This is a genomic window from Flavobacterium sp. ZE23DGlu08, assembly GCF_030505335.1.
In the GTDB taxonomy this organism is placed as follows: Bacteria; Bacteroidota; Bacteroidia; order Flavobacteriales; family Flavobacteriaceae; genus Flavobacterium; species Flavobacterium algoritolerans.
Window position 1 is genome coordinate 2,199,556 of sequence record NZ_CP130045.1, and the last position, 19,529, is coordinate 2,219,084.

At 33.4% G+C, this 19,529-nt stretch carries 18 protein-coding genes; 10 read left to right on the forward strand and 8 right to left on the reverse strand.

What is annotated here, in order from left to right; all coding sequences use genetic code 11:
• The 4 genes from Q1W72_RS09570 to Q1W72_RS09585 all read right to left on the reverse strand — a co-directional run bounded on the left by Q1W72_RS09570 (position 1) and on the right by Q1W72_RS09585 (position 3,025).
• Positions 1–489, reverse strand: a complete 489-nt coding sequence (locus tag Q1W72_RS09570; RefSeq protein ID WP_121343007.1) for an IPExxxVDY family protein — start codon at positions 487–489, stop codon at positions 1–3.
• Between the two features lie 114 nt (positions 490–603).
• Positions 604–1,344: a ribonuclease III family protein gene (locus Q1W72_RS09575; protein ID WP_099714130.1), complete on the reverse strand. Its 741-nt coding sequence runs from the start codon at positions 1,342–1,344 to the stop codon at positions 604–606.
• A 9-nt stretch (positions 1,345–1,353) separates the two neighbouring features.
• The gene (fabF, locus tag Q1W72_RS09580; protein ID WP_302134941.1) at positions 1,354–2,607 is read right to left on the reverse strand and encodes a beta-ketoacyl-ACP synthase II; all 1,254 of its coding nucleotides are present in this window, start codon (positions 2,605–2,607) and stop codon (positions 1,354–1,356) included.
• Between the two features lie 181 nt (positions 2,608–2,788).
• Complete coding sequence (locus Q1W72_RS09585) at positions 2,789–3,025, reverse strand: acyl carrier protein (RefSeq protein WP_007137004.1); 237 nt, start codon at positions 3,023–3,025, stop codon at positions 2,789–2,791.
• A gap of 176 nt (positions 3,026–3,201) precedes the next feature.
• On the opposite strand from Q1W72_RS09585, the gene Q1W72_RS09590 reads away from it, so the two are divergent.
• The 4 genes from Q1W72_RS09590 to Q1W72_RS09605 all read left to right on the forward strand — a co-directional run bounded on the left by Q1W72_RS09590 (position 3,202) and on the right by Q1W72_RS09605 (position 7,432).
• Positions 3,202–3,774 (forward strand): phosphoribosylglycinamide formyltransferase, encoded by a 573-nt coding sequence (locus Q1W72_RS09590; RefSeq protein WP_121343006.1) that lies wholly within the window; start codon positions 3,202–3,204, stop codon positions 3,772–3,774.
• Positions 3,775–3,894: 120 nt separating this feature from the next.
• A complete protein-coding gene (gene rnhA, locus Q1W72_RS09595; protein ID WP_099714133.1) occupies positions 3,895–4,374 on the forward strand; it encodes a ribonuclease HI in 480 nt (159 codons plus the stop codon).
• A gap of 105 nt (positions 4,375–4,479) precedes the next feature.
• A complete protein-coding gene (locus tag Q1W72_RS09600) occupies positions 4,480–5,403 on the forward strand; it encodes a PfkB family carbohydrate kinase (protein ID WP_099714134.1) in 924 nt (307 codons plus the stop codon).
• A gap of 130 nt (positions 5,404–5,533) precedes the next feature.
• The gene (locus Q1W72_RS09605; RefSeq protein WP_099714135.1) at positions 5,534–7,432 is read left to right on the forward strand and encodes an amidophosphoribosyltransferase; all 1,899 of its coding nucleotides are present in this window, start codon (positions 5,534–5,536) and stop codon (positions 7,430–7,432) included.
• Between the two features lie 303 nt (positions 7,433–7,735).
• Here Q1W72_RS09605 and Q1W72_RS09610 read toward each other — a convergent pair whose 3' ends face one another.
• Both Q1W72_RS09610 and Q1W72_RS09615 read right to left on the reverse strand, forming a co-directional pair.
• Positions 7,736–8,344 carry a superoxide dismutase gene (locus Q1W72_RS09610; protein ID WP_099714136.1) on the reverse strand — a complete coding sequence of 203 codons (609 nt, stop codon included), beginning with the start codon at positions 8,342–8,344 and terminating at the stop codon, positions 7,736–7,738.
• 284 nt (positions 8,345–8,628) lie between these two features.
• Positions 8,629–9,312 carry a ComF family protein gene (locus tag Q1W72_RS09615; RefSeq protein ID WP_302134949.1) on the reverse strand — a complete coding sequence of 228 codons (684 nt, stop codon included), beginning with the start codon at positions 9,310–9,312 and terminating at the stop codon, positions 8,629–8,631.
• A gap of 97 nt (positions 9,313–9,409) precedes the next feature.
• Between Q1W72_RS09615 and Q1W72_RS09620 the strand changes: the two genes are divergently transcribed.
• The 5 genes from Q1W72_RS09620 to Q1W72_RS09640 all read left to right on the forward strand — a co-directional run bounded on the left by Q1W72_RS09620 (position 9,410) and on the right by Q1W72_RS09640 (position 15,410).
• On the forward strand, positions 9,410–10,951 hold the full coding sequence (locus tag Q1W72_RS09620; protein ID WP_302134951.1) for a glycine--tRNA ligase: 1,542 nt from the start codon (positions 9,410–9,412) through the stop codon (positions 10,949–10,951).
• A gap of 361 nt (positions 10,952–11,312) precedes the next feature.
• The gene (locus Q1W72_RS09625) at positions 11,313–12,125 is read left to right on the forward strand and encodes a LytTR family DNA-binding domain-containing protein (RefSeq protein WP_099714139.1); all 813 of its coding nucleotides are present in this window, start codon (positions 11,313–11,315) and stop codon (positions 12,123–12,125) included.
• Positions 12,126–12,302: 177 nt separating this feature from the next.
• A complete protein-coding gene (locus Q1W72_RS09630; RefSeq protein WP_099714140.1) occupies positions 12,303–12,587 on the forward strand; it encodes a 3-oxoacyl-ACP reductase in 285 nt (94 codons plus the stop codon).
• A 36-nt stretch (positions 12,588–12,623) separates the two neighbouring features.
• Positions 12,624–14,702, forward strand: coding sequence for a tetratricopeptide repeat-containing sensor histidine kinase (locus Q1W72_RS09635; RefSeq protein WP_099714141.1), 2,079 nt, complete (start codon positions 12,624–12,626; stop codon positions 14,700–14,702).
• A gap of 21 nt (positions 14,703–14,723) precedes the next feature.
• Positions 14,724–15,410: a response regulator gene (locus tag Q1W72_RS09640; protein WP_099714142.1), complete on the forward strand. Its 687-nt coding sequence runs from the start codon at positions 14,724–14,726 to the stop codon at positions 15,408–15,410.
• A 60-nt stretch (positions 15,411–15,470) separates the two neighbouring features.
• On the opposite strand, the gene thiL is transcribed toward Q1W72_RS09640, so the two are convergent.
• Positions 15,471–16,517, reverse strand: coding sequence for a thiamine-phosphate kinase (thiL, locus tag Q1W72_RS09645; protein ID WP_099714143.1), 1,047 nt, complete (start codon positions 16,515–16,517; stop codon positions 15,471–15,473).
• A gap of 108 nt (positions 16,518–16,625) precedes the next feature.
• On the opposite strand from thiL, the gene Q1W72_RS09650 reads away from it, so the two are divergent.
• Entirely contained in the window at positions 16,626–17,558 is a 933-nt protein-coding gene (locus Q1W72_RS09650) for a 1-phosphofructokinase family hexose kinase (protein ID WP_099714144.1), read from the forward strand.
• 71 nt (positions 17,559–17,629) lie between these two features.
• Here the strand turns inward: Q1W72_RS09650 and lepA are convergent, their stop codons facing one another.
• Entirely contained in the window at positions 17,630–19,426 is a 1,797-nt protein-coding gene (gene lepA, locus Q1W72_RS09655) for a translation elongation factor 4 (RefSeq protein ID WP_099714145.1), read from the reverse strand.
• Positions 19,427–19,529 lie beyond the last annotated feature (103 nt).

Consider the following 19,529-nt stretch of genomic DNA (forward strand, 5'->3'; position numbering starts at 1 on the left):
TTAAAAAATTAAATTGTTTTTTGATTTTATTTGATTTGTATCTACTGTATAAACTGTTGATACGTTATCTATGGTATTTAATAGTATCTGTATTTTTGATACATTCATAGTATCCTCATTATTTTCTATTTTTAAAAAGTAATCTACTTTTTTAAATTCTGGAAGCAAAAAAACTTTTGTTGAAACTTCCATTGTTACATTTGAAAATAAATTTTGAGTACTTCCTTTTTTATATTGAATTACTTCATTTTTATTTTGAATCAAATTCCAAGAGATCTCTTTTTCGGCGTCATTATAATAGAATCTCGAAAAATTTGTTTCTCCTTCTTTTATATTAATTTGAATTTCATTTTTGCTTTTACTCAAATTTATAGGCAGCTTTTGATTAATAAAATAGGCCAATCTATAGTCTTCTAATGAAGTATGAATTGCGATGAGATAGTAATCTATTTCGTCAAATTCGCCAAGATCCAATTTATGAATTGCCATTTCATGAAAAAATAAGATGTAAATATAGTATTTCTATTGAAGCGTAGACCTCTCAAAATAAGATGTTTTTGTTAATTTATGAACGAAAACGTTATAGTTTTATGAAAATTGATATTATTTTCGGTCCATTTTTTCTTGAAATGCAAAATAAGCGCGTTGGGACGCTTTTTCTTCCGCCTTCTTCTTTGAGGTTGCTCTTGCTCTTGCAATCACTTTGTCATCAATACTTAGTTTTACGCCAAACAAACGTTGCCCGTCAATTGCGTTGTCTTCGAAAATATCATAATGAAATATTTTCTTTTCTTTTTGGCACCATTCTATTACCAAACTTTTATAACTAATTACTTTTCCTTCGAGTCTTGCGATATCTACGTAAGGAACAATAACTCTTTTTTGAATGAATTTTTCACAATAGATATAGCCTCTATCCAGGTAAATTGCTCCTACGAGTGATTCAAAGATATTGCCATGTATGTTTTCTCCAAAATGCTGTATCGGCACTTTGCTTTCAATATATTGTACTAAATTTAGGTCTTTTCCTAATTCGTTCAAATGTTCTCTGCTTACAATTTTTGAACGCATTTTGGTTAGGTAACCTTCATCTCCAGCAGGTGCTTTACTAAATAAATGTGCTGCAATTACAGAACTCAGCATCGCGTCACCTAAAAACTCTAATCGTTCGTAATTAATTGGATTTCCTAAAACATCCAAGCGATTTGAGGAGCGATGTGTGAAGGCTTTCTTGTAATAATCTAAGTTTATTGGGTTAAAACCCAAGATTTTCTGAATAGAATCAAAAAAAATCCCGTCTTCTGGAGAACGGGATTTTGAAAATATTTTTCTGATTATACGCATATATAACTATTAGATTTCTAATTTTTTTACCAATACACAAGCATTGTGACCGCCAAAACCAAAAGTATTACTCATAACAACATTCATTTCTCTTTTTTGAGCTTTGTTGAAAGTAAAATTTAATTTAGCATCAATGCTTTCATCATTTGTAAAATGATTTATTGTAGGTGGCACAATTCCATATTTCATGGAAAGAATAGAAGAAATTGTTTCAACAGCACCTGCTGCGCCAAGTAAATGACCCGTCATGGATTTAGTTGAATTTAGATTCATTGTATAAGCGTGATCGCCAAAAACATGAAGTATAGCTTTAGATTCTGCCATATCACCAAGTGGTGTTGATGTTCCGTGCATATTTACCCCGTCTACATCAGTTGGTTTTAAACCAGCGTCTCTCAAACAGTTCAACATTACGTTTTTAGCACCCAATCCATCAGGATGTGGAGCGGTTATATGATGAGCATCTGCTGACATACCACCACCACCAATTTCGCAATATATTTTTGCGCCACGAGCAATTGCATGTTCGTATTCTTCAAGAACAAGAGCACCAGCACCTTCTCCTAAAACAAATCCATCACGGTCTTTGTCCATAGGTCTAGAAGCTGTTTTTGGGTCGTCATTTCTTGTTGATAAAGCATGCATGGCATTAAATCCACCCATACCTGCTATAGTTACAGCCGCTTCAGATCCTCCAGTTACCATAGCATCTGCATGACCTAGTCGGATATAATTGAAAGCATCAATAATAGCATTTGTAGAAGAAGCACAAGCTGAAACAGTTGTAAAATTTGGTCCTCTAAAGCCATATTTTATTGAAATATGACCTCCAGCTATATCGGCAATCATTTTAGGAATGAAGAAAGGATTAAATTTTGGGGTACCGTCACCAGCAGCAAAATTAAGAACCTCTATTTGAAAAGTTTCTAATCCTCCAATTCCAGATCCCCATATTACACCAACTCTGTCTTTATCTAGTTTTTCAAAATTGAAACCGGCATCATTTACAGCTTCGTCTGATGATACCATTGCGTATTGTGCATAGCGGTCCATTTTTCTAGCCTCTTTTCTGTCTAAGAAATCTTCAGCATTAAAATTTTTCAATTCGCATGCAAATTGAGTTTTAAATTTTGAAGCGTCAAAATAAGTGATTGGAGCAGCTCCACTAACGCCGTTAATAAGTCCGTTCCAATACTCTTCAATGTTATTTCCAATGGGTGTAAGAGCGCCTAAACCTGTTACAACAACTCGTCTTAATACCATAAATTCTTTATTTTTGTTATCTTTAAACAAATAAAACCCATGCTTTCTTTACTGTATTACTATTACGAAAGAGCCATGGGTATTACAATAAATATAGTTTTGATTGAAATTCAATCTCGAATTTAATTTTAAAAAAAATAATAACACCCGTAAGCAAGATTGCAAACGGGTGTGTAATTTATTATTTTTTAGCTTCCTCGATGTAAGAGATTGCTTGACCTACAGTAGCGATGTTTTCTGCTTGATCGTCTGGAATTTGAATGTCAAATTCTTTTTCGAATTCCATAATAAGCTCAACAGTGTCTAATGAGTCAGCTCCTAAATCATTAGTGAAGCTTGCTTCTGTTACAACTTCGTTTTCGTCAACACCTAATTTGTCTACGATAATCGCTTTTACTCTTGATGCAATGTCTGACATAATCTTTAATTTTAGAATTTAATTTGTTGGCAAAAATAAAAAACTTTATTTTAAAACAACGAATAAGTTAATAAATGTGACATCTAATTTATGAAATTTATTTTAACAAAGCTGTCGCAATGTTATTTATTTTCAATTTTTATGCCTTTTTTTGTGCAATTAAAATAGGATAGGTTATGAAAAAAATTGTGGTTTTTGCTTCTGGATCGGGGACTAATGCTGAAAATATCATAAAGTATTTTACAAAAACAGAAATCGGAACTGTCGAAGCGGTGTTTACAAATAACCAAAGTGCTCAAGTGATTGAAAGAGCAAAAAACTATGGAGTTCCATCGGTTATTTTCTCAAAAGAAGAATTAATTGAGGGAATTGTATTACAAAAAATAAATGAAATCCAACCTGATATGATTGTTTTGGCAGGATTTTTATTAAAATTTCCTGAAAATATCATTACAGTCTACCCTCATAAGATCATAAATATTCATCCGGCATTACTGCCAAAATACGGTGGAAAAGGAATGTATGGTATGTATATTCATAGAGCAATTGTTGGGAATAAAGAAGTAGAAACTGGAATTACCATTCATTTCGTTAATGAAAATTATGATGAAGGGAATATTATTTTTCAAAAAAAGGTAGCCTTATCGGGTGATGAAACTCCAGAAGAAGTGGCCGGTAAAATACATGAATTAGAACAAAAATATTTCCCGGAAGTAATTGAGAGATTATTAGAAGGTAAGATGAGTTAGATTTTTCTGTTGTAAATAAAATAAAACATGTTCAATACTTAAAATTTTAGAAAAGCCTAAATCAATTATAGTTTATCTCTCTAACCAGTCTAAAATATCCAAAAATCTAAGAAATCTAAAATGGAACACGACGTACATATATATACTGATGGTGCTGCCAAGGGGAATCCTGGGAACGGTGGTTATGGTGTTGTTATGGAATGGGTAGGAAAACCGTATAAGAAAGAATTCTATGAGGGGTTTCGTCGTACGACTAATAATAGAATGGAACTGTTGGCGGTTATTGTAGGTCTCGAAAAATTAAAAAATCCAAACACTAGAGTTCTGGTTGTTTCGGATTCTAAATATGTGGTAGATTCAGTTGAGAAAAAATGGGTTTTAGGTTGGGAGAAAAAAGGATTTGTTGATAGGAAAAATTCCGACTTGTGGAAACGTTTTTTAGTGGTGTATAGAAAACATAAAGTTAATTTCAAATGGATAAAAGGACATAACAATCATGTCCAAAATGAAAGATGTGATGAATTAGCCGTTATGGCTTCGATGCAAAAGCAACTTTCAGTTGATGCTTTTTACGAAAAGGAAGAAGAAAAGTTGTTGTAAAACGATGTAATTCAGTGAAATAAATTGGCAAAACTTTACAATAAAGACCCTTTGCAACTTTACAAGTTATAAACTATCTTTGCGCCTTAATTCGAAACTCAGAAAATGAATAAATTATTGATTGTTGGAAGCGTTGCTTTTGATGCCATAGAAACGCCTTTTGGCAAAACTGATAAAATTTTAGGTGGAGCTGCACCTTATATAGGGCTTTCGGCTTCTTTTTTTAATTTACAATCTGCCATAGTTTCTGTAGTTGGCGATGATTTTCCACAAGAATATTTAGATTTATTAACAGCAAGAAATATTGACATTTCAGGACTTGAAGTTGTTAAAGGTGGGAAAACGTTTTTCTGGAGCGGTCTTTACCATAATGATTTAAATTCAAGAGATACATTGGCTACAGAACTTAATGTTTTGGGTGATTTTCAACCAAAAGTCCCTCAAAATTTTAAAAATGCTGATGTAGTGATGTTAGGTAACCTACATCCATTGGTACAAAGCAGTGTTTTGGATCAAATGGAAAGCAAACCAAAATTAGTAGTTTTAGACACTATGAATTTTTGGATGGATTGCGCTTTACCGGAATTACTTGATGTAATGAAACGTATTGATGTAATCACGATTAATGATGAAGAAGCAAGACAGCTTTCCGGAGAGTATTCTTTAGTAAAAGCAGCTGCTAAAATTCATGAAATGGGACCAGAATACGTGGTGATAAAAAAAGGAGAGCACGGAGCACTTTTGTTTCATAAAAAAGAAGTGTTTTTTGCGCCAGCATTACCATTAGAAGAAGTTTTTGATCCAACAGGAGCTGGAGATACTTTTGCAGGCGGATTTGCCGGATTTATAACGCAGAGTGAAAACATCTCTTTTGAGAACATGAAAAATGCCGTTATATACGGTTCGAATTTAGCTTCATTTAGCGTGGAGAAATTTGGAACAGAAAGGATGGTTAATTTAGATAAAGAGGAAGTTGTGTCCAGATTGCAACAATTCAAATCACTGACACAATTCGACATAGAATTATAATGCACTGAAACCTCGGAAACGAGGTTTTTTTGTTAAATAAAATTAGCAGGGAATTACATCTGATTTATCGATTTTTTTAAATCAGTTCAATTTATTTTTAGAATAACACAACAACACAAACAACCTTACAATGAGCGATGCTTTAAAACACGAGTGTGGTATAGCCTTAATTAGACTACTCAAACCGCTTGAATTTTATAAAGAGAAATACGGAACTGCTTTCTACGGAATACAAAAAATGTATCTTCTTATGGAAAAGCAGCACAATCGCGGGCAGGACGGAGCAGGTTTTGCAAGCATAAAATTAGATGTGGAGCCAGGAGAACGTTACATCAGTAGAGTACGTTCGAATCATGCACAACCTATTCAAGATGTTTTTGCCCAAATAAACGACAGAATAAATGAGGAAATGGCTTCTCATCCAGAATATGCTGACAATGTTGCTTTGCAAAAACAGAAGATTCCTTATTTAGGAGAATTGTTTTTAGGACACGTTCGTTATGGAACTTTTGGGAAAAACAGCATTGAAAGTGTTCATCCTTTTTTACGTCAAAATAACTGGATGCACAGAAACTTGATTTTGGCAGGAAACTTTAACATGACGAATGTTAAAGAACTTTTTCAAAGTTTAGTGGAACTAGGTCAGCATCCAAAAGAAATGGCGGATACAGTTACCGTAATGGAAAAAATTGGTCATTTTCTGGATGGTGCAGTAACTGATTTGTACCAAGAATGTAAAATTAATGGGTTGACAAAAAGAGAAGCTTCGCCAGTAATTGCTGAAAAGCTAGATGTTGCTAAAATTTTGACTCGTGCGTCTAAAAATTTAGATGGAGGTTATGCTATGGCAGGACTTCTGGGTCATGGTGATTCATTTGTATTTAGAGATCCGGCAGGAATTCGTCCCGCTTATTTTTATCAAGATGATGAAATAGTGGTAGTGGCTTCAGAAAGACCGGTAATCCAAACTGTTTTTAATGTTCCTTTCGAAAAAGTTCAAGAAATTGAACCTGGAAATGCATTAATCATCAAGAAAAACGGAACGGTTTCTATGCAGGAAATTCTTCCGCCAACGGTTAAAAAAGCATGTTCTTTTGAACGAATTTATTTCTCCAGAGGAAGTGATGCCGAAATATATCAAGAAAGAAAAAATTTAGGAAAACTTATTTTGCCTGCCGTTTTAGAGTCAATAGACGAAGATACAGACAATACCGTTTTCTCTTATATTCCAAATACAGCTGAAACTTCATTTTACGGATTGGTTGAAGCGGCACAAGATTTCTTGAATCAAAGAAAGAATAATTACATTCTTCAGAATAGAAATACCTTAACAAAGGAATCATTGCAAGAATTGCTTTCGGTGAAAATACGTACCGAAAAAGTAGCTATCAAAGATGCTAAATTAAGAACCTTTATTACAGAAGATAGTAGCCGTGATGATTTAGTGGCTCACGTATATGATGTGACGTATGGTGTTATAAAGCCAACGGATAATTTGGTAATTATAGATGATAGTATTGTTCGAGGTACTACCTTGAAAATGAGTATTATCAAAATGATGGATCGTTTGAATCCAAAGCGAATAGTTATCGTTTCATCAGCACCGCAAATACGCTACCCGGATTGTTACGGAATTGACATGGCTAAACTGGAAGGTTTAGTGGCTTTTAAAGCGGCATTAGAATTGCTTAAAGAAAGGAATTTATATCATATTGTTGATGAAGTATATCTGAAATGTAAAGCACAGGAAAACTTCAAAGACATCGAAGTTGTAAATTACGTAACTGCAATATATGCACCTTTTCAACCACAAGAGATTTCAGATAAAATAGCACAAATGTTGAGTTCTCCGGAGATAAAAGCCGAAGTGAAAATTATTTTTCAAACGGTAGAAGATTTGCATATTGCTTGTCCTAAAAATCTAGGAGATTGGTATTTTACCGGAGACTATCCAACACCTGGAGGTAACCGAGTAGTAAACCGAGCATTCATGAATTTCTATGAAGGAAAAGATGCTAGGGCATACTAATAATTGAGCCTATGGGTTTTTAATCGGTTTTCTAAGTTGTTCATCTAATTTATTTGGTGGCAACGAAGAACTAGCATAAATTTGAATCACCATAACATTAGTAGGTTAAGTTTATGGTAGATTTGGGGCAAAAAGGGTGGAAGAGATTCCACCTTTTTTATTGGAATAAAGTGAAAAAATGACATAACAAAAAGCGCCGATTTCTAAACGTAGAAATCGGCGCTTTTTGTTTTAAGATAAAAGAAATAAGAATAAAGACAACAGTAATTCTTGAAGTCTTTATTCTTTCATCTGACTCTCTTTTTATTTCTCTAAAGCGTATCTTCTTGCCACTTCAGTCCAGTTAATTACATTGAAAAAAGCTTCAATATAATCTGGTCTTCTGTTTTGATAATTTAAATAATAAGCATGTTCCCAAACATCCATTCCTAAAATTGGAGTTCCGCCACAGCCTACACCTGGCATTAATGGATTGTCTTGGTTTGGAGTACCGCAAACATCTACTTTTCCACCTTTATGAACACAAAGCCAAGCCCATCCAGAACCAAATTGTGTTGCTCCAGCTTTGCTGAAACTAGCTTTAAACTCTTCAAAAGTTCCAAAAGCAGCTTCAATCGCAGCCAGTAAATCTCCAGTTGGAAGTCCGCCACCGTTTGGTGTCATAACAGTCCAATACAAGTTGTGATTGTAAAAACCACCACCGTTGTTACGAACTGGCATGTTTTTCATATCAAGATTAATCAAAATATTTTCAATCGTCTTACCTTCCATATCCGTCCCTGCAATTGCAGCGTTCACGTTGGTAATGTAAGCGTTGTGATGTTTCGTATGATGAATTTCCATCGTGCGCGCATCAATATAAGGTTCTAATGCGTCGTACGCATAAGGTAATTGTGGTAATTCAAAAGCCATAATATGATTGTTTAATGATTTATAAATATTTATTCAAATTTAAACATTAAACTTTGGAAACGGAAATTCTATTTCGTTATAATTTCATTAAATTAATTGATAGTGTGCTCTTTGGGATTGTAACAGACTTGTTTTCAGGAGCTCTTTCCTGCTTTTCGTTATAATCTTTTTATCCGCCGAAAAGGCGCATAAAAAGGATTCCCACTTTAATCAGGGCTAAAAACGGCTGTGCTTTAAATTACCATTCTGTTTTAATTACCAGTTTTGTAGCCAAAATGTCCAAATTATGATTGCGCCATTGCCATACAAACAATACTAATTTTTGAACCGGGAATTTTTAGTAAAGCTCTGGAACAAGCTTCCAGTGTTGATCCTGTTGTGATAACATCATCTATTAAAAGGAAATGTTTGTTGTGGTCTTTTTCAGTAAAGGAAACATCAAAAGTGCTTTCAATTCCTTCTGTTCTTCCTAATAAATTTTTCTTGGATTGCGTTTTTGAATACACATTCCGAATCAAAAGCGAATCATTATAATCGATATTTAAACTGGAAGAAAGTGCAGTTCCAAAGGCAGTCACTTGATTGTATCCTCTTTCTTTTAGTTTTCTTAGGTGCAATGGAACCGGAATAATTTCATCTACAGACTCTAATAATTCGATTGTTTTTAAATCTTCGGCGTACCATTCGCCAAGAATTGCCCCTATTTCCTCATGTCCTTTGTATTTTAAATTATGGATGAGCTCCTGTACAATTCCCTTTTTATGAAAATAAAATAATGCTGAAGTATGGATTACAGGAATTTGTCCATAAAACTTTTTGAAAGCATCATTCTCTGGATTCAAGTGGTGGTTCGTCAATGGAATATCGTGTCTGCAAACCGTACAAATTACATTTTCATTAGACAATAAAAACGAGCTGCAACCGGAACAGACTTTTGGAAAAAAGAGATTAATAATGCTTTCAAACATGTAATCAGGGATTTATTTATAAAAATAGACAAATCAATGCTTCAATCTTTAACAATTTTCTTTTTTTTAAGTTCACTTTTTATATTTTTGCATCATTATGGCAAAACAAGAAGATTTATTTAAGAATGTAGTTTCGCACGCAAAAGAATACGGATTTATTTTTCCGTCAAGCGAAATATACGATGGTTTAAGTGCAGTCTATGATTATGCACAAAACGGAGTAGAATTAAAAAAGAACATACGCGAATATTGGTGGAAAGCAATGGTTCAAATGAACGATAACATTGTTGGTCTTGACGCGGCAATTTTGATGCATCCAACGACTTGGAAAGCATCGGGTCACGTAGATGCTTTCAATGATCCATTGATTGATAACAAAGATTCAAAAAGAAGATATAGAGCCGATGTTTTGATTGAAGATTATGCCGAAAAGCTAAATCAGAAAGCAATCAAAGAAATCGAAAAAGCCAGAGCTCGTTTTGGAGATGCGTTCAACGAACAGGAATTTGTAACAACAAATGCCCGTGTGATGGAGTACAAAGCCAAAGAAAGAGAAATTCTGGAAAGAATGGCTCGCTCTCTTGGTAACGAAGATTTGGAAGATGTAAAAGCATTAATTGAAGAATTAGAAATTGCTTGCCCGGAATCAGGTTCAAGAAACTGGACCGAAGTACGTCAATTTAATTTGATGTTTGGAACAAAACTTGGAGCTTCAGCGGATTCTGCAATGGATTTATATTTACGTCCGGAAACAGCTCAAGGTATTTTTGTTAACTTCTTGAATGTTCAAAAATCAGGAAGAATGAAAGTTCCTTTTGGAATTGCACAAACTGGAAAAGCCTTCAGAAATGAGATTGTTGCGAGACAATTTATTTTCCGAATGCGTGAGTTTGAACAAATGGAAATGCAATTTTTTGTACGTCCAGGCGATGAAATGAGATGGTACGAACATTGGAAAACAGCTAGACTTAATTGGCACTTGTCACTTGGTTTAGGAAAAGAAAATTACCGTTTTCACGATCACGAAAAATTAGCACATTATGCGAATGCAGCTGCTGATATTGAGTTTAATTTCCCTTTTGGGTTCAAAGAATTGGAAGGAATTCACTCAAGAACTGATTTTGATTTGAAAGCACATGAACAATTTTCAGGTAGAAAATTACAATATTTTGATGCCGAATTGAATCAGAATTACGTTCCTTATGTAGTGGAAACTTCAGTAGGATTGGATAGAATGTTTTTGGCTGTTTTTGCTACTTCATTAAAAGAAGAAACTTTAGAAGATGGATCTACAAGAACAGTACTGAAATTACCAGCAGTTTTAGCGCCAACAAAAGCAGCAATTTTACCATTGGTAAAAAAAGATGGATTGCCAGAAATAGCACATAAAATCATTGATGATTTGCGTTGGGATTTCAATGTTTCGTATGATGAAAAAGATGCGGTAGGAAGACGTTATAGAAGGCAAGATGCACTAGGAACTCCGTTTTGTATTACAGTCGATCATCAAACAATAGAAGATCAAACGGTAACAATTCGTCATAGAGATACGATGAAACAAGATCGTGTAAATATTAGTGATTTGAAATCAATAATAGAGAATGAAGTTTCGATGAAAAATTGGTTGATGAAAATGTAATTAAAAATTTTTTATATAAGAAAAGCTTTCCGAATAGGAAGGCTTTTTGTTTTTAGGATAGTATCAAATGATTTTTTTGATACGCAATTAATTAGAATAAACGGAGTTATTAGTTTCTTTTGCGCTATAGATTTGCGCTCTTTATCGGATTTATTTGCACTTCATCTTAACATGTCAACATTTGTTAAGAACATATTAACAACATATATGGAAAAAAGGTTAAATGCTTATTTTTAGAATGTTAAATAAGCATTTTTTGTTTAATTAGTTTCCCAAAACTACCATTGTTACTTAATAATTTGAAGTATGTTTTACTTTGGACGTATAATGTAATGCCTAACAATTCCACGAAAAACCATTGATGAATTATTCGTACATTATTATTGACGACGATCAAGAAAGTGTTTTGAAAACTAAAGCCATAGCTGATAGTTTTTCAGAACTTGATTTTGTAGCATCGGCTAATAATTATGAAGAGGGTTTGAATCTAATATTAGAACATACTCCACAAATAGTTTTTCTGGAAATTGACCCAGTTAATCCGGCTAGTAATTTGTCGTTGACTCTAATTAATGAGTTATACAGGTATTTGAACGTGATTCCTAAAATTATCATCACAACGGCTAGGAAAGATTTAGCTTTTGATGCTATAAAATATGAGGTTTTCGATTATTTAATAAAACCACTGACACGAATCGATGTTGTAAAATCAGTTTTAAAATTAAATAAATCAATTGTTCCGAAAGAAATTTTTTTAGAGCAGTCATCAGTTGCTGATAGAGAACCGGAAGTTTTTCCCAGACAAGAAACACCAAATCAAGATCAATCTCTAATCCTGTGTGTCAAATCCTATGGTGATTACAGATATATTGATGCTAAAGATATTTGTTATTTCCAAGCCGATAATAATTCTACGGATATATATCTAAATAATGGTGAGATGATAACTGCTTTCAAAACATTGAAGCATTTTGAAGGCGTCTTATCGTTTCCTTTTATTAGAATTCATAACAGTTATATAGTCAATCGTAATTATATTTCTAGGATTCATAGTGGGAATTCAGTGTGTTATATTAAGAACAGTGCTGTGAAACTTCCTTTCTCCAAATCATATAAAGTAAATATCGACCTAATTATTTCTGATTTTTCCAATGGAAATTATCTGGAAATTTAAAAAATAGTCATTCACTTTAATTTGACAGTCATTCACTATCAAACGGCTACATTCTACCATAAACGCCTTTTTTTGTAGGAATTTTTGAAGTTGTCTCTGTAGTTTTACAAAAGAATCCAATGTAAATGTGGTTCCAAGATAAGACAAAACAAAACAACAACATAAAAACCCCAAATTATGAAAAAAGCAATCTTAACAATCGGATTATTCTCTTTAGTAATGATATTAACATCTTTTACAACACCAGAGACTACTAATGTGTCCAAAGCAGAGAATAACGCAACAGTTGATTTAGTTGGTGGAGGATCAGCAGGAGGAAATAAAAAAGTAGACCTAGTTGGTGGAGGATCAGCAGGAGGAAATAAAAAAGTTGATTTAGTTGGTGGAGGATCAGCAGGAGGAAATAAAAAAGTAGACCTAGTTGGTGGAGGATCAGCAGGGGGTAACAAGAAAGTTGACTAATAAAATATTTTAAAATAAAAAAAAGGTTGTCATTTTATGACAGCCTTTTTTTATGTCAATAGTTTTAGTATTTTTGGTAAAAATGAACTATTGAAATTTTTTCGTAACATATTTTTATTAATACTGTTTCCCTTTTTTAGTTGTACTAACAGAGATGGTTTAAATCCAGCTGATAATTCATCTGAAGATAGTCTTTCTATTTATCTAACTTTAGCTAATGATTTTAATTTGCCTAAAATGGAAAGGCAAAAGTATAACCAAAAGGCATTTTTAATTATTAGTGATAAACCCAACGATTCAATAAATAGAGCTAATCTTTTCAAAATAGCTAATCGCTATTATAATATGGATAATTGGGAAGATTACAAAAAAACAGTGAAAGTAGTTTTAGAAAGATCAAAAACTATAAACGACACAGTAAATATTTTAAAATCTTTCATCTATTTAGGTGATTATTATGGGGCGCAAGGAGAATCAGATACCGCTTTTATGTATTATTTTAAAGCTGAAAAGATTTATTTAAATCGACAAGATAATTATAATCTAGCTAGAACTCGCTTGAATAAGGCATTACTGAAGTATAATGAAAGTGATTTTTTAGGGACAGAAATAGAAGTTTTTAAAGCTTTAAGCGCTATAAAGGGTGAAAAAGCTAATGATTTAATATATGAATCTTATAATCTTTTAGGATTAATATATAATGAGCAGGGTGATTATGATAAAGCAATTGGTTATCAAAATAAGGCATTGGCTAGTATAGATAATAAAGTTATCCCATTAGTGTTTCAGTCAAAAGCTACGTCATTAAATAATATAGGGTTTGTTTATCAGAATTTGAATAAACATAAAGAAGCAAAAGCATATTTTATTCAAGGCTTAGAACAAAAGGACTTAATTACCGACAAACCTTCTTTATATGCTATATTGTTAGATAATTTGGCATATTCAAAATTTAAATTGAAAGAATCTGAGGGACTTCCTGAGTTGTTTTATAAATCACTTAAAATAAGAGATAGTTTACAGTTGACCGCAGGTGTAATTTTGAATAAAATTCATTTATCGGAATATTTTGCTTCCAAAAAAGATACCGTACAGGCAATCCGTTATTCAGATGAAGCATTAATGCTATCTCGTAAAACTAAAAATTATAGAAATGTTTTAGGAGCTCTAAAGCAATTAGCAGCTATAGAACCCAAAAAAGCATCATCTTATACGAAGGAGTATATTCATATAAATGATAGTCTCCAAAAGGTAGAGCGAAAAATTAGGGATAAATTCACCCGCATTGAATATGAAACAGATGAAATAAAGAGTGAGAATACAAGTTTAACAACCCAAAATAGGAATTTAGTTTTTATCTTCAGTGGATTAGCAATGTTAGGGTTGTTTACTTTTGTAATCAAAACTCAAAAAGCAAAAAATAGAGAGTTGTTATTCAAACAACAGCAGCAAAAAGCAAATGAGGAAATCTATAATTTAATGATTTCACAACAGAATACTATTGAAGGGATTAGAATTAAGGAGAAAAAAAGAGTCGCTCGTGAATTACACGATGGAGTTTTAGGAAGGATGTTTGGTGTTCGAATTAACTTAGACAGCTTAAATAAAATTGATGATGGAACTGCTGTTGAAAAAAGAAATAACTACTTAACAGAGTTGAAAAGTATTGAGCAGGATATTCGTGAAATTTCTCATGATTTAAATAGAGAAAAATCAGAATTAATTAATAACTTCGTTGCTATTGTTGACAATTTGTTTGAGGATCAAAAAAAGACATTTAAATCAAAATTAGTTTCAATTATTGATTCAGGTATTAAATGGGAATTAGTAAGTAATTCAGTCAAAATTAATTTATATCGAATTCTTCAGGAAGTACTTCAAAATGTCAATAAATATGCTATAGCAGATAATATTAAAATTGAACTTAAAAAAGAAGAAGATCATCTGATTTTAATGATGAGTGATGATGGAGTCGGTTTCAATGTTAAGACAGCTAAGAAAGGAATTGGCTTGCAAAATATACTTTTTCGAACTAATGAATGTGACGGAGTTGTTGATATAAAATCAAAAAAAGGAGAAGGCACAATTATAACAATTACAGTCCCAATAGAATAAATATAAAAAACTTATACAGAAATGATAATTGACCAATCAACAAAAAAAAATAATATATTAATCGTTGATGACCACCCTTTTATTATAGAAGGATACAAAAATGCAATTACTAGATATAATCCTGATGAGTTTGAGTTTTTCATAACACAAGCTAAAGACTGTGAATCGGCTTATGGTATTATTACAAATCCTGATGCTTTGTTGTTTGACATTGCCTTTTTAGATATTAGTATGCCTCCTTATGAAGAAAAAAATATTTATTCAGGGGAGGATTTGGCAAGATTAATATCGGAATTTATGCCAAACTGTAAAATAATTTTGCTTACAATGTATACAGAATTATTAAAAATAAAAACCATCATCAAAACTATAAATCCTAATGGATTGGTCATAAAAAATGATTTAACATTTGATGAATTACTTTTCGCTTTTGATAAAGTTATAAAAAATGAAAAATATTATAGTCAGTCTGTTCTAAAAATGTTATCTCAATCGGAAGAAGATAGTATAGAAATTGATCAATTTGACAAAGAAATTTTATTTCATATTTCAAAGGGAACGAAACTGAGTGATATCCCGCAATATATTCCAATTTCATTAGGAGCAATTGAGAGGCGAAAAATAAAATTAAAAGAATTATTAAAAATAGAAGAAGGTAGTGATATCGACTTAGTCCGAGAAGCTAAAAGCAAAGGATTACTTTTTTAATTTCTTAAACAAAAAAACGACACTTAATTGGTGTCGTTTTTTGTTTTATTTAAAGAAATTTTATTGTGTCAAAGCATCCCAGCCACGGGCTTTTAAAGCAATTTTTGTGTTAGCTCGAGTTACTAAATGAATGCCTTCACTTTCTTGTGTCATGTGACCAATAATAGTGAAATTTGGATTTGCTTTGATTTTTTCAAAATCTTCCATGGCAATAGTGAAGAGTAACTCGTAATCTTCTCCGCCATTTATGGCAACCGTTGTACTGTCAATATTAAATTCTTCACAAACATTAATAAATGTTGGATCGATTGGTAATTTGTCCTCATATAAATTACAACCCACTTTAGACTGCTTGCATAAATGCATAATTTCCGATGACAATCCATCTGAAATATCAATCATTGAAGTTGGTTTTATTTCTAAAGCGTGTAATAAAGTGCGGACATCTTTGCGTGCTTCCGGCTTCAATTGACGTTCAATTAAATAGGTATACGCGTCTAAATCTGGTTGTGAATTTGGGTTCACCTGAAAAACTTGCTTTTCTCTTTCTAAAACTTGCAATCCCATATAAGCAGCTCCAATATCGCCAGTAACCACTAATAAATCAGTTTGTTTAGCGCCATTTCTATACACGATTTCCTCTTCATCAGCTTCTCCAATAGCAGTTATACTGATGATTAATCCTTTTTGTGATGAGGTAGTGTCGCCACCTATAACATCTACATTATATTCACGCGCTGCATGCGTAATTCCTGCAAATAATTCATCTAATGCTTCCAAAGGAAAACGATTTGATACAGCAACAGAAACCGTGATTTGCGTTGGTTTGGCATTCATGGCACAAATGTCAGAAACATTGACTACGACTGCTTTATAGCCTAAATGTTTTAAGGGCATGTAAGCCAAATCAAAATGTACGCCTTCAATCAACAAATCTGTAGAAACAACTACTTTTTTATCTTTGAAATCCAAAACGGCAGCATCGTCCCCAATTCCTTTTAAAGTCGAAGGTTGGTTGATTTCAAAGTTTTTTGTCAAATGGTCTATCAATCCAAATTCTCCTAATTGAGCAATACTTGTTCGTTGTGGGTTTTTATCTTCAATCATTATTTTAATTGTTTTTGAGGTTGCAAATATACGAAGAAATATTCGCCTTGATTTGTACCAATTTTTATGAATTTTATCCGACCTTTAGAGTAGTAAAATTTGTGAAAGATGAAATCATTTGATATAGTTACGCTTACAGTTAATCCTGCTTTAGATAAAAGCACGCATTTTAAAGGCTTAGTCCCGGAACAAAAAATACGATGTGATGAACCACGTTATGATGCGGGAGGAGGAGGAATCAATGTTTCTAAGGCAATCTCCCGTCTAGGAGGGTCATCTTTAGCGGTATTTACTTCAGGTGGACCAATGGGTAAAATGCTTGAGGAATTGGTTAGTAAAGAATCTGTTGAATTTAAAGCAATCGAAGTCAAAACTTGGACAAGAGAAAGTTTTGTCGCTGTGGATGATAATACCAATTCACAATACCGATTTGGATTTACAGGCGGAAAAATTTCAGAAGAAGAAAGCAAAAGAATATTAGAAACCATAGCTAATTTTGATCTAAAATTTCTAGTAGCCAGTGGAAGTTTGAATGACGGTTTGTCAATAGATTTTTATCAAAAAATTGCTGAAATAGCCAAAAAATCAAATGCTAAGTTAATTGTGGATACCTCTGGTGAATCATTAAAAAAAGCATTAGAAATTGGTGTTTATATGATCAAACCCAATGTTGGAGAATTGGCAAAATTAATAGGTGTGGAACGATTGGAACTGGAGGAGGTAAACGAAGCCGCAAAACAAATCATTGCAAAAGGCGGAGCCGAAATCGTAGTTGTTTCACTTGGTCCGCAAGGCGCAGTTTTGGTTACCAAAGACTCCTATGATTTTGTACCAGCTCCCAACGTTGCCAAAAAAAGCACAGTAGGTGCCGGTGACAGTATGGTAGGCGGAATGGTTTGGGCGCTTTCGCAAAATAAAAGCCTGAAAGAAGTTATTCGTTGGGGCGTTGCCTGTGGATCGGCAGCAACAATGAATGAAGGAACCCAATTGTTTAAGTCCGAAGATGCAGAACGATTGTTCGAATGGTTGAAGAATAAATAAAAACAAAAAAACCTGACAATTTTTACATCGTCAGGTTTTCTCTTTATTCTTTCTTCTATTCTCTAAAAAAATTAATCATTCAACTTCAAAACAGCCATAAACGCTTCTTGTGGAATCTCAACATTTCCAACTAGTCTCATACGTTTTTTACCCTTTTTCTGTTTTTCCAATAATTTACGTTTACGCGAAATATCTCCACCGTAACATTTTGCGGTAACGTCTTTACGTAACGCTTTTATCGTTTCACGAGAGATTACTTTTACCCCAATTGCTGCTTGTACAGGAATATCAAATTGCTGACGTGGTATTAATTCTTTCAACTTCTCACACATTTTTTTTCCAATAGAATACGCATTGTCGGCATGCATTAAGGATGACAAAGCATCAACAATCGTCGCGTTCAATAAGATATCCACTTTAACCAAATTAGAAGTTCGCATTCCAATAGGCGTATAATCAAAGGAAGCATATCCTTTAGAAACTGTTTTCAAACGGTCGTAAAAATCAAATACAATCTCGGCCAACGGCATGTCAAAAGTCAACTCTACACGTTCTGTAGTCAAATATGTTTGATTGGTAATCAATCCACGTTTTTCGATACACAAACTCATTACATTTCCAACATAATCAGATTTAGTAATGATTGTTGCTTTGATAAAAGGTTCTTCAACATGGTCTAAACGAGAAGGCTCCGGCAAGTCCGAAGGATTGTTTACGATAAGCGGTGTTGTAGGATCTTTTTTGGTGTAAGCCAAATACGAAACGTTTGGAACTGTAGTGATTACAGTCATGTTGAATTCTCTCTCCAAACGTTCTTGAATGATTTCCATGTGTAACATTCCTAAAAATCCGCAACGGAAACCAAATCCCAAAGCTGCTGAACTTTCCGGTAAAAACACTAATGATGCATCATTCAACTGCAGTTTTTCCATAGAGTTTCTCAACTCTTCGTAATCTTCAGTATCCACAGGATAAATTCCCGCAAAAACCATTGGTTTCACATCTTCAAAACCAGTAATTATATTTGTAGTCGGGTTTTTCGCATCTGTTAGCGTATCACCTACTTTTACTTCTTTCGCTTCTTTAATTCCAGAAATTAAATACCCAACATCACCAGCTGAAATTACTTGTTTCGGAACTTGATTTAGTTTCAAGGTACCAATTTCGTCTGCAAAATATTCGTTTCCGGTAGCCATGAATTTTATCTTCTGACCTTTTTTAATCTGTCCATTTTTCACACGAAAAATAACTTCGATTCCTCGAAACGGATTGTAGTGCGAGTCAAAAATCAACGCTTGTAAAGGCTCGTCAACATTTCCTGATGGAGGAGGAATTCTTTCAATAATGGCTGCCAAAATATTTTCTACACCCAAACCAGTTTTACCTGATGCATGAATAATTTCCTCTAATTTGCATCCCAATAAGTCCACTATATCATCGCTTACTTCTTCAGGATTGGCACTTGGTAAATCTACTTTATTCAAAACAGGAATAATTTCCAAGTCATTTTCAAGAGCCAAATATAAATTCGAAATCGTTTGTGCCTGGATACTTTGCGCTGCATCTACAATCAAAAGCGCGCCTTCACAAGCTGCAATCGAACGAGAAACTTCATACGAAAAATCCACGTGTCCCGGAGTATCAATCAAATTCAGGATGTATTCTTGTCCTTTATATGTGTATTCCATCTGAATCGCGTGACTCTTAATCGTAATCCCACGTTCACGTTCCAAGTCCATGTTGTCAAGCAATTGCGCCTTTTCTTCACGAGCGGTAACAGTTTGTGTTGCGCCAAGTAATCGGTCAGCAAGCGTACTTTTTCCGTGATCAATATGTGCAATAATGCAAAAATTCCTAATATGTTTCATGTTCTAAATAATATCAAATTTATTTGGGTTTACCCTGAATTTATTTCAGGGCGTGACCACAAGGGTCGGGCTTTTCGCTACAATCTTTTCCTTTTTAAAGAAA

Bases quoted from the DNA above. Each gene is read 5' to 3' on its own strand.
- lepA (WP_099714145.1), bottom strand. From the start codon at position 19,426: ATGAAACATATTAGGAATTTTTGCATTATTGCACATATTGATCACGGA.
- Q1W72_RS09625 (WP_099714139.1), top strand. From the start codon at position 11,313: ATGAATTATTCGTACATTATTATTGACGACGATCAAGAAAGTGTTTTG.
- Q1W72_RS09615 (WP_302134949.1), bottom strand. From the start codon at position 9,312: ATGTTTGAAAGCATTATTAATCTCTTTTTTCCAAAAGTCTGTTCCGGT.
- Q1W72_RS09650 (WP_099714144.1), top strand. From the start codon at position 16,626: ATGAAATCATTTGATATAGTTACGCTTACAGTTAATCCTGCTTTAGAT.
- fabF (WP_302134941.1), bottom strand. From the start codon at position 2,607: ATGGTATTAAGACGAGTTGTTGTAACAGGTTTAGGCGCTCTTACACCC.
- Q1W72_RS09640 (WP_099714142.1), top strand. From the start codon at position 14,724: ATGATAATTGACCAATCAACAAAAAAAAATAATATATTAATCGTTGAT.
- Q1W72_RS09630 (WP_099714140.1), top strand. From the start codon at position 12,303: ATGAAAAAAGCAATCTTAACAATCGGATTATTCTCTTTAGTAATGATA.
- Q1W72_RS09600 (WP_099714134.1), top strand. From the start codon at position 4,480: ATGAATAAATTATTGATTGTTGGAAGCGTTGCTTTTGATGCCATAGAA.
- Q1W72_RS09605 (WP_099714135.1), top strand. From the start codon at position 5,534: ATGAGCGATGCTTTAAAACACGAGTGTGGTATAGCCTTAATTAGACTA.
- rnhA (WP_099714133.1), top strand. From the start codon at position 3,895: ATGGAACACGACGTACATATATATACTGATGGTGCTGCCAAGGGGAAT.
- Q1W72_RS09620 (WP_302134951.1), top strand. From the start codon at position 9,410: ATGGCAAAACAAGAAGATTTATTTAAGAATGTAGTTTCGCACGCAAAA.
- Q1W72_RS09570 (WP_121343007.1), bottom strand. From the start codon at position 489: ATGGCAATTCATAAATTGGATCTTGGCGAATTTGACGAAATAGATTAC.
- Q1W72_RS09610 (WP_099714136.1), bottom strand. From the start codon at position 8,344: ATGGCTTTTGAATTACCACAATTACCTTATGCGTACGACGCATTAGAA.
- Q1W72_RS09575 (WP_099714130.1), bottom strand. From the start codon at position 1,344: ATGCGTATAATCAGAAAAATATTTTCAAAATCCCGTTCTCCAGAAGAC.
- Q1W72_RS09585 (WP_007137004.1), bottom strand. From the start codon at position 3,025: ATGTCAGACATTGCATCAAGAGTAAAAGCGATTATCGTAGACAAATTA.
- Q1W72_RS09635 (WP_099714141.1), top strand. From the start codon at position 12,624: ATGACAGCCTTTTTTTATGTCAATAGTTTTAGTATTTTTGGTAAAAAT.
- thiL (WP_099714143.1), bottom strand. From the start codon at position 16,517: ATGATTGAAGATAAAAACCCACAACGAACAAGTATTGCTCAATTAGGA.
- Q1W72_RS09590 (WP_121343006.1), top strand. From the start codon at position 3,202: ATGAAAAAAATTGTGGTTTTTGCTTCTGGATCGGGGACTAATGCTGAA.